General features: G+C 32.3%; 7 protein-coding genes and 1 pseudogene. 3 read left to right on the top strand and 5 right to left on the bottom strand.

All coding sequences use genetic code 11. The features are described from left to right. Window positions 1-729: 729 nt before the first annotated feature. Window positions 730-968: pseudogene (locus ACFFIT_RS09110) on the top strand (transposase); the annotation flags it as partial. Window positions 969-1,200: 232 nt separating this feature from the next. Here the strand turns inward: ACFFIT_RS09110 and ACFFIT_RS09105 are convergent. The 3 genes from ACFFIT_RS09105 to ACFFIT_RS09095 form a co-directional block, all read right to left on the bottom strand. Further along, window positions 1,201-4,074: a helicase-related protein gene (locus ACFFIT_RS09105; RefSeq protein WP_385877342.1), complete on the bottom strand. Its 2,874-nt coding sequence runs from the start codon at window positions 4,072-4,074 to the stop codon at window positions 1,201-1,203. Further along, window positions 4,064-5,878, bottom strand: coding sequence for a phospholipase D-like domain-containing protein (locus ACFFIT_RS09100; protein WP_385877341.1), 1,815 nt, complete (start codon window positions 5,876-5,878; stop codon window positions 4,064-4,066). Before ACFFIT_RS09100 ends, ACFFIT_RS09105 begins: the two co-directional genes overlap by 11 nt. A gap of 236 nt (window positions 5,879-6,114) precedes the next feature. Further along, a complete protein-coding gene (locus ACFFIT_RS09095; RefSeq protein WP_385877340.1) occupies window positions 6,115-7,389 on the bottom strand; it encodes a hypothetical protein in 1,275 nt (424 codons plus the stop codon). 422 nt (window positions 7,390-7,811) lie between these two features. On the opposite strand from ACFFIT_RS09095, the gene ACFFIT_RS09090 reads away from it, so the two are divergent. Both ACFFIT_RS09090 and ACFFIT_RS09085 read left to right on the top strand, forming a co-directional pair. Beyond that, window positions 7,812-8,024, top strand: coding sequence for a phospholipase D-like domain-containing protein (locus ACFFIT_RS09090; RefSeq protein WP_385877339.1), 213 nt, complete (start codon window positions 7,812-7,814; stop codon window positions 8,022-8,024). Between the two features lie 51 nt (window positions 8,025-8,075). After that, window positions 8,076-8,507: a phospholipase D-like domain-containing protein gene (locus ACFFIT_RS09085; protein ID WP_385877338.1), complete on the top strand. Its 432-nt coding sequence runs from the start codon at window positions 8,076-8,078 to the stop codon at window positions 8,505-8,507. A 535-nt stretch (window positions 8,508-9,042) separates the two neighbouring features. On the opposite strand, the gene ACFFIT_RS09080 is transcribed toward ACFFIT_RS09085, so the two are convergent. Both ACFFIT_RS09080 and ACFFIT_RS09075 read right to left on the bottom strand, forming a co-directional pair. Beyond that, window positions 9,043-9,573 carry an IS3 family transposase gene (locus ACFFIT_RS09080; protein ID WP_385877343.1) on the bottom strand — a complete coding sequence of 177 codons (531 nt, stop codon included), beginning with the start codon at window positions 9,571-9,573 and terminating at the stop codon, window positions 9,043-9,045. A 27-nt stretch (window positions 9,574-9,600) separates the two neighbouring features. After that, window positions 9,601-9,792 (bottom strand): IS3 family transposase (locus ACFFIT_RS09075; RefSeq protein WP_385877337.1); only part of this gene is annotated, 192 nt, incomplete at its 5' end.

Below are 9,792 nucleotides of genomic sequence, written 5' to 3'. Positions count from 1 at the left end.
AATAGGTTCCTGAGCTGAGTCGGTTCCAAATTTTATATAAATTCTTCTCCAAGTTTTGCTCAAAGGTCTGTATAGTAACTTTATCTACACCTGCTGAGCCTCTATTTTCTTTTACACGTTGCCATGCCTCTAATACAGTACGCTTACTGACTGAAAATGGTTTTGTTTTGTTCAACTAGATCGTCCTTATTAATACTTAAAGTTGTTTAATTAATCAAAACTAGACTAGCTGTCCCCTTCGCTCCATATTCATTACAAATATTTCATCACTAGTACGAGACAATCTGCCAATGCGCTCTGCTTCACTATTTAGCCTTATGGGTTCTCCACTATAGCCTTTCATTTAACATCAGGGCAACATCTTCCTGAGTTCCGTATTTGAGCCTGAAATAAGATCTTGCCACCTTTATGCCGAAGAGCTGATCAAAATGTGATTTGCAAGTTACATTTGACTTTGGTAATACTATTTCCGCAAACAGTACTTTTAACTCTCAATTACTGTTAACGACACTTCATCGGTGGTTCATTTTCATTCAACTTCTTATTTCTTATCTGACGAATTTATTTCGCCTTTTATCCCTACGCTTCCTACAATACCTCTTAAGTAATGCAGTTAGGGTTGATTTAGTACCAACTCTTGCTAGCCGATACTGGTGGGCCTACCACCATCTCAAATACAGCAAGTTAACTTCCTAATAGTTAACGTTCACAGCACACGCGGAATGTCAGTTAAAGGCTTTTGCACAAGAATGGGATGGAAAATATCCGCAAATCAATAAAAATTGCGGTCACATTATGAAAATCTTAATATTTTTTTCAATTACCCTGAAGACATTAGAAAAGCCATCTATAGAACTAATTCGATTGAAGCGGCCTCTAAAAAATGGATAATGCCGATACTAAATTGGAAACAAGCAATGACTAGATTTATAATAAAATTTGGTGATCGTTTGACAGATCACCTTTAAATAAAAATGGCAAATACACAGAATTATTTACAGGGTCGCTTAGGAGGGTACTATCTTAAAAAGCAGGAAATAGTCCAGCTGTAATCTATTTACTTTGCCCTACTCAACTTGTAAGTTAAATACATATAATGTTTAATTTTAAACGATCTAATGGCAAATATTTTTATGTAACAGACAAAATATAAAATATCTAGCTAGCCTACAAATTTTGTAACTAGCTAGATGAAATATATTAGTTAGACTTTTTAGCTATTGGTTTAGGTGAAAAATTCGGCGCAGCTGCATTTATTTCATTTATGTATTTATTATTATCATCTGATAAATTTAGCTGCTTAGGTATTATTACTCCATGAAGTTGAGCCTTAAGATCGCTCCATCTCTGGGTTAATACCTCCCAATTGATCTCATCATAAGTCCCTTTAAAAATGACTGAATATATTTCAATACGAGGGACTTTATTAATATCTACAGGGCATGGATTAAGTGATAAATATTCATTTAATTTTTTTTGCCATAAACTTCCTAATCTATCAACCCTTCCAATCTGTTGCTCAACAACACCTGGATTCCACTCTGGATGCATTAAGATGACATAGCGGCATGCCTCATGAAGATTTAAGCCTTCCCTTCCAACCACTGATTGAGCAATTAAAACTTTTGGAAAGCTTTCTTCTCGATTAAAAGCGGCTTGTAATGTTCTTCTAGTCTCTGGTCTACTATCACCATTTAATAATCTTGCAAACTTTCCTTTTTGCCCATCATACTCATCCTTAATTCTTACGAATAAGACTTTCCATAATTGATTTGCCTCTTCTTCATCTAAATGCCCATCTTGATTAATATCTCCTTCATTATTCTCACGCAGTATGTCAACTAGTTTTATAAAACTCTTAGCTATTTTTTTGGCCTTACTCAATTTAACTGATTCAGAGCTAAGACTCTGATTAATATCTATCTGACCAATTTCAATAAGAGCTCTACTGATAGGTACAAGAGGATTTGTCTCTTCTTCATTTTCCAATGAAGTGCCTTGAGAATTTTGATATCTAGCGATATCATTTTTAAAAGCGTCGAATAAATGAATTATTTCGGGCTTCATTAAACTAATTTTTGCTCGAACTTGTCCTTTTAAGACTAAATCACTTAATAAATTTCTAAAACTAGATCTTTGATAACTATTTTTATCATACTGTTTTTTTAACAGCATATTCAATTGTTCAAAAGTCAATTCTTTTAACTCACTTAGTTCTTTGAGGGATAAGTTTAATTTTTTTAATCTATCTGCTTTGTCTCCATAATTTAAAAATTGTTTTTTCGCACATTCAAAGACTTCAGCATAGTCTGAAGAATCTATTTTTGATTGAGGCCATTCTTTTCCTTTTAAAATAGCCTTTAACATTTGTCTTGTATTAAGGAGCTTTTCTAAACGTTCGAGAGGCAAATTAAAACGACCAAATAAAAGAACTTTTTCATTTTTATCTTCGACTAATTCTTCAATTTTTTCAACTGTGGTTAATATGGCTGGATGGTCAAAAAGAATCTCCTTATTTAAAATGTCTTTTCGATTTGATTTAAAAAAAGGCTGAGCCGCGATAGATTTCCAATAATCAATTCTCCGATTTTTTTTGCTTTCTATAGGATCTTTTTCTTCGGTTAATCCATTTACAGCTTTGTTTTCATCATTTTCAATTTTTTCTTGGTCTAATATATTAGGTTCTTTTTCGTTGTTAATTGTTTCATTTACTTCGCTTATTATATCGCCTAAGCAGCTTTCAATGCCATGCCCATTGGCCAATGTTAGTCTAAGCCTTTTCAACTTCGATTCATTATCCTGATTAGAATTTCTCATTACTTTGGATACAATAGAAAGAGCCTCAATTGCACAAATTGTTCTTCTCCAACGGTCAGTAGATGCATCGGATTCTGAATCTGAAATTAAATCAATCACTATTTTTTTTTCTTCTCTGTATTCAATTTGATTATTAACAAGAACATTAAACTTTTGTACTGATTCATCTTGACTCTTATCTCTCCTTAGTAAATAAGGACTCAGCTCAGCTTCGAATTTTCTGGCAAGTTCAACAAAACTATTTTTAAACTCAGGTAGGTAACTATTTTTTTTAATTGTTTGAACTTCTTCACTATATTTTTTTATTATTTGAAAAACTTTCTCTTTTTCTCTACCAGAAACTCTAATACGTGAAAACATTTGTTTCCACTGATCAGCATGCAGCTCGACGGGTGTAGCTGTAATCGCAATTCGCCTACAAGATTTCGATTCAATGAGTAATTCATCTAAAATTTTATTTAATCCGCTTTCAATTCCTCTGCTTTTATGTGCTTCATCAATAATAATAAGATCAAATTCCCCGAAGCCTAAACCAACAGTTTTTTCAAGCAAGAGTCGATATTTCCCATCTTTTTTATAGTTATTAGCATCTAAGGTTTCCTTCCAATTACTCTCTATAGAGGCATAAATCTCTTCTAGTCTTTGTAAAGTTGGTGTTTTGACATTCTCAATATCAAACTTTGCTAAATACGATACAATAACTTCACTAACTTCTTCTACATCTACATCCCATTCGTTCAAATGATTAGTTTTATAATTATTCGGATAAACGCCATTTTTATGTTTTCTCCATTTCCCATATATTTGTGGCAACATACTCCACCGCCATAAATGTGAATTTTCACCCAACTTCCATGTCATAAAAAACTGTGAAATTAAAACTATCTGTTGCTCATAAATATTTTTATCATCTGTCTTAAATTCAGTTAAGTACTGCTCAAAACTCCTTATTAAATCAGGTGGGGAAGGAATATCCACTTGACTGAGTTCATTCTTCCATTGATAACCAAGACCTGGTGGTACGACTATAGCAACCCTACCACCTACTTCGATAATTGTTTTTGCAACAATAGCAGCAATTCTTGTTTTTCCCATCCCAACTTCATCAGCAATGATCAAACCATTGTTAGTAATTCGTTCAGCTATGGCCTTAAGACTAGCTTTTTGCCCTTCATTTAAATTGTTTATATTGCTATCATGAGCTATATGATTTAATTTCTCAGCAACCGCATCCCACCCTTTAAAATTAGTGTTCATTATAATCCCCTATTTCCCATCCTTTAATATTAAAATCGATATTCCAAGCTTTTTGAATTCGTTCTAACATTTCTTCATATTTAGTGTTTTTAGCTTCATTATAATTTAGAAAATCAGGTTTAAACTCATCTCGATAAAGCGCAGTTAAAGGATTTATTTTCATCTTGTTTATAAAAAAATCGACACATTCAGAAGTACTCATTTGCTTCAATGTTTGTTCCAGTCTTGCACACCAAACATCCCAATTGTATGCTGAGATACGTGTTTGCTGAATTGCTATACTTTCAATTAAACTCATGATTTTTCTGATGTGATAATTTGATTGTTTTGAAAATATAGCTATATTAGAAGGATAATTACTGCTATCTTCCTCACCATCAAAAGAATCATTATCATCTTTAGCTTCTTTTTCATTATCAGCGTATTTGAACGTATCATTGGCTAAAAAGTGAGGGAAAGATAATAATTGGAGTTCAGCTTCTTCAATTGTTAGGTCTTTGAGTGATGTGCCAGCGACTCTTCCGGAATCATCAATGATTGGAATATTTGCTTTCATTTCAACTCTGTCTTTTTGCCAGCTTATCCAAACTGTTGTTGGTTGTTCTCCCTCCCAAATATAACCATTTTCACAGCGCATACATTCCAAACCATTTGGTCTATAAACAGTAAAATTATCCAAATAACCTTGCTCTGCTTCACAAGCCAGCAAACGAGACGGTATTTGCTCCTTATTCCATATTAAATGGGTTAGGGAACTTGCAACGTAAACTGGATTGCTTTTTTCATCAAATGGTTCGCCTTCTTTTAAGGGTAGATCAGTAATGTCAGGTGTATTTTTCAGTAAATGAATGGGTAAAAGTGAATCGATATAAGGTAAGTGTACTTTTCCTTTTTGTACCTCTCCAAGCATATCTCCTGTTGCAAAAATAACCCCTGCTTCTAAATTTCCCCTATTAGTTTTAGCGCTGTTCATAAACCCCTTATTAGTTAGGTTTCCAGAACCTATATATACCCAGCCATTTGAATATTTCGCTCCCCGATCCTTTACACTAGCACTAAAAATAAATTTTGCATGTAAACTCTTTGAAATATTTTCACCAAATATTTCAGTATTTATGTAAGCAGGAAATATTTCATAATTATGTTCTAATATCTCATCTTTTTTATGTGCAATAAACTGACAATTATTTGGATTAATATATAGTTCTTTTGTAGGATTTTGAGTCAACAGCCCTTCATCACATAATTGCTTCACAATTTTGCAGGGTACACTCTCAGTAAAATTTTCATCTGTAATCCCCTCAAAAAACCCGGATCCTAAAGCGATATAATTTTTTTTAGAGTCAAGATTTAATTGAATTAATTTGGGGGATAATTGTTCAAAAAAAGACTTTCTTCGATTATCAATAAATCTTGGTTTTCCTTTTGCTTTTGTTGATATGTATTCAAGCCATTGTTCGAATTCTTCAATTGAGGGCTTAAGGTTAGATTTTTCTAAATGATTTATAATTTCAATATTATAGTGTGTTTTTAATTCACGCATAAAATCCCATGCTGCTTTAACATCAGCAAGTGCTTGTAATTTTTCACTATCTTGTGTTTTTAAATCCGCTTGGCTGACATCAATTTTCCAAAATAAATCTAAACTTTCTTCCAAAGTTTGATTTGTCCAATTACCCGTTGATACAATCAATCTAACTACCCAGCCAGACTCGTTCTTAAAGCTAAGTAAAGCAACTTTTGCATGCATTAAGTTAAAGGCTGGTGTAGTATCTTTGAAAGGAAAATGCATCACTCCTGGCATATTCTGCATTTGCAATTGTTGATTATTGCTATGTAAAAACAGACCTAATTTTATCTGACCTAAGGAAGATCTTATGCTTTCTGGGCAATTAGTAAATCTTTCCGAAGCCATGTTCATAAATTTTTCATCTGCACTATAACCACAAACCCACCCAAAATGACAATCAAAATCTTCAGGTGGTTCAAAACATTGAGTTAAGGACGGATGCCTTTTATTTAAATTGCTTGTTTCAGTCATCAGTTCGCCTCATCTTTTAGCTTATCGGTCAGTTCATTTGCAAAATCTAAATTCAATAGATACATATTAATTAGTCTATAAGGTATATAATTGGGAAAAATTCCATATTTAAATTCATCTTGTTCTTGAGGTTGATCATCATTTACCATTTTGACCTCAAATGCCTCGCCTGGTTTAACTAAGTCTCCTGAGATCACAAGCGTGGAGTTGTCACGTTCAATAAGCCTTTTTATGAACGTGATTTTTTCTTGATTGCTTGTAATCTGTATGCATTCCAAACAAAAGTTTTTTGCGTCTTTATGTATATTTTCATTTTTTAAAAATTTTTTAGCACCTTCGCTTAACAGTGTAATTAAATCATTTAACTGGTTTGTAAGTAATGTCTCAATTTTAATTCCACTAGACTCTTTATTTCCTATAAACCTTTCGATGTTATTAAGAATAGCTAGAGCAGTAATCTTTAATTCGTTAAAATGGGTAGCCTGTTTGATATGTTTCCAATGCTCAACGGATAAAAATTCATTCGTATCTTTTCCAAGATCTATTTTTTGAGGATTTTTCTTAAGATGTTCAACCCACTTTAAAACATTTTTTCTTCTTGGATCATGCTGGAAACTGCTCATTGTATTTCTATTTAATACATCTTTTAAGAATAGACGAGCTGAATTTGATAGTGGTTGTAATACATTCAACAGTTGATTTTTTTTAGCTTTTAAATTTTTAAAAGGTTCAGAACCAACCGCTACCCAATTTACAAGAGTATTCAACATATTTTCTGTATCTTCTTTGTCAATAAATTCTTTAGCTAAATCAGTTGGAGAAAAAGTATTGAATCTTGTACTACCACTTTTAGCAAATTCTAGAGATAGTAGAGCCTGTCCAATAGACATTCTCATCGGTTGAACTAAATAAAATCCTTTTTTAGTCACTTCTTTATAAGTAAATAATTCTTCTTCTTTGTTCGCTAACTTTGTAATTCCTCTAATGCGAGCATCACCTTGATTGCTATTACTTAGCATAGATATTTTAAAAGCCAAAGCCTCAATAGCATTTGTCACTTCAATATTACTTACTCGTTTTTTAGAGGATTGGTTGACTCTTTCAGCAACTACAATACCTAACACACAAATAAGTACTTGTTTCGCATACCAGATGGATGCAACGCCTGGTACAGCTTTTTCATTGTAATCTTGAATTACTGCGTTTAAACCTAGGGAACGTTTACGTCTAAAGCTGGACAACTGCTCAGGAGCGAGTAAGCCCCACGAATACATATTCATATTCACCCTCTGGATTTATAAAAAGAATTTAACAATATTTATATTTAATAAATCATTCGTAACTATTAGTAATACTATTAAAACATTGGACACTATAACATAATAATTGTTATTATCAAATAAAAATAATATCTAATTAAAAATAAATTTATACATAAGAATTAGGCATAACCCAAGCTTGGATTTTTTAATAGCCGGTCAGCTATATGGAATACATAGTCATTAACATTTCAAATTCTTACACTAATCAAATTAGTCATTTCAAAGATATCTTCTGCTTAATTTGTAAATGCATTGTTTGATTTTAAAATATTGCAAAAATTATTCCTCGAGGTTATGATCAACTTTAGTTTAAATTTTTAACTAAAACCTTCAGTTTTCACATAAAACAATAGATTTTTTAAAGGAAAATTATCGTGTCTAAATTTTTAAACACAACTGCAACAAGCTACATTCTAGAAGACTTAGTCAATAACGCTAAAGAAAAGCTAATTTTGATTAGTCCATTTTTGCAATTGAATGAAAGAATTAAAGAGTTGCTTGAGGATAAAAATAGATTGAAAATCGATGTTAGAATTATCTATGGTAAAAGTGAATTACAACCTGACGAAATTAGGTGGTTAAGCTAGCAAGATTATATTAGAACGAGTTATTGTAAAAATTTACACGCAAAATGTTATTTGAGTGAATCAAAATGCATTATAACCAGCTTAAATTTATATGAATTTAGCCAAATTAATAATAATGAGATGGGCGTACTGCTCGATAAAGAAGATGAGTGTGACAAGGAAACATATACTGCTGCCTATGAAGAAGCCCAAAGGCTAATTAGAATTAGTGATGAAATCAGATTAACTGCAAAAATAGTAGATCAAAATCCTTTGGAGGAACAAGAAGCCTCTAAGGAATTAATGCTTACTTCTTACAAAATTGCTAATAAACTAAACGTTAAAACAGCTGAGTTTCTTTCTCAGGTTGAAAAAGAAGGATATATAATTAAACAAAATGATATCTATGTCCTTACTGATAAAGGTAATCAATTAGGCGCAGTATCAAAAAGTAGCAAACAACACGGACAGTATTTCTTATGGCCCGCAGATTTCAAAAATTAGTAGCCTAAAATTTAAATTTTTCCCAAATATGTAATTTGCTTTCCTATGTTGAAGACTGCTTGCGGTCAAACAGTTTGATTTTTTGAATCTTCATTGATTTTTAATTGATGCAATTGATTTATCCTAACAAATTACATAAGGTAATAAATTAAAATTAATAAAAATTTCAGATTCGATTCAAGAAACCTGTAAAAAACAAAAATAAAAAATAGCTAGTTTAAGAAATGAGCTTTTAGTCCTTGCCAGAATTCCTTGTTATTCACTCCGACTTTCATAATTGGTGAACTGAATTTTGAGTAATCAGAGTTACACAACACTTTAGGTAACAAAAAATTGTCAATAATTACACGCTGTTCTTTAACTTTATTGAGTAGTGATACTGAAAAAAGAAACTTTAACTCATGGAAAAATGAGAATGTTTATAAATGATTTAAGTTTACGGATAATAACATTTTATCAATGAAATTGATTTAATAATGTAAAATTTTGCTCGTCTCCTGATCATTATAGTGGTCAAGCTTTTCTGTAATGTTTCTTAGCCTGTTTTTTGTAATTCTTTCCTTTTTTGCAATGGTGTTTTGTAACCAATTGCAGAATTAAGTCTGATGTTATTGTAATAGCGTATATAGCGCTCTACTGCGAGTTCTGCGGCATGGTGGTTTAATAAAACCAGGTCATCTAAATATTCAAATTTTAAATTCCTAAAAAAGCGTTCCTGGACGACATTATCCCAACAATTACCACGCCAACTCATGCTCTGAGTTATTTTCCTCTCTTTGAGGAACTTACGCAGTTTTTTCGATGTATACTGACATCCTTGATCTGAATGAAACATCAGTTGTTTTGTCTTAGGTATATGTTTACCGATTGCATGATCAAGCGCTTTAATCACTAAATCGGTATCTGCTGTTTGGGACATGGCATGACCCACCACTTCCTTGGTGCCCAAATCAAATACTGTAGCAAGATAACTCCAGCCAGTTGCTGTCCGTATATAAGTGATATCACTACACCAAACCTTATTTAAACGGAGTTGGTTATATTCCCTGTTTAATTTATTAGGTATATCAGGCTTTTCAATATCCGGTTCATATTAATGCCTTATTTTAGGTATCTTGGCGAAAATACCTGCTTTTCTCATGAGTGTTCTTGTTTTATGAATCCCTATTACTACCCCTTGGTTATTCAGGGCTTGGCACATTCTACGTTTACCATAAGTGCCTAGAGTGTTTTGGGCTATCTCTGCCATTTTCTCAATAATAACTTCATCATCAGAGCTATTGCT

Source organism: Thorsellia kenyensis (genome assembly GCF_042432445.1).
In the GTDB taxonomy this organism is placed as follows: domain Bacteria; phylum Pseudomonadota; class Gammaproteobacteria; order Enterobacterales; family Thorselliaceae; genus Thorsellia; species Thorsellia kenyensis.
Note: the sequence above shows the minus strand (reverse complement) of the source record. Positions and strands in the feature narration are given on the sequence as shown.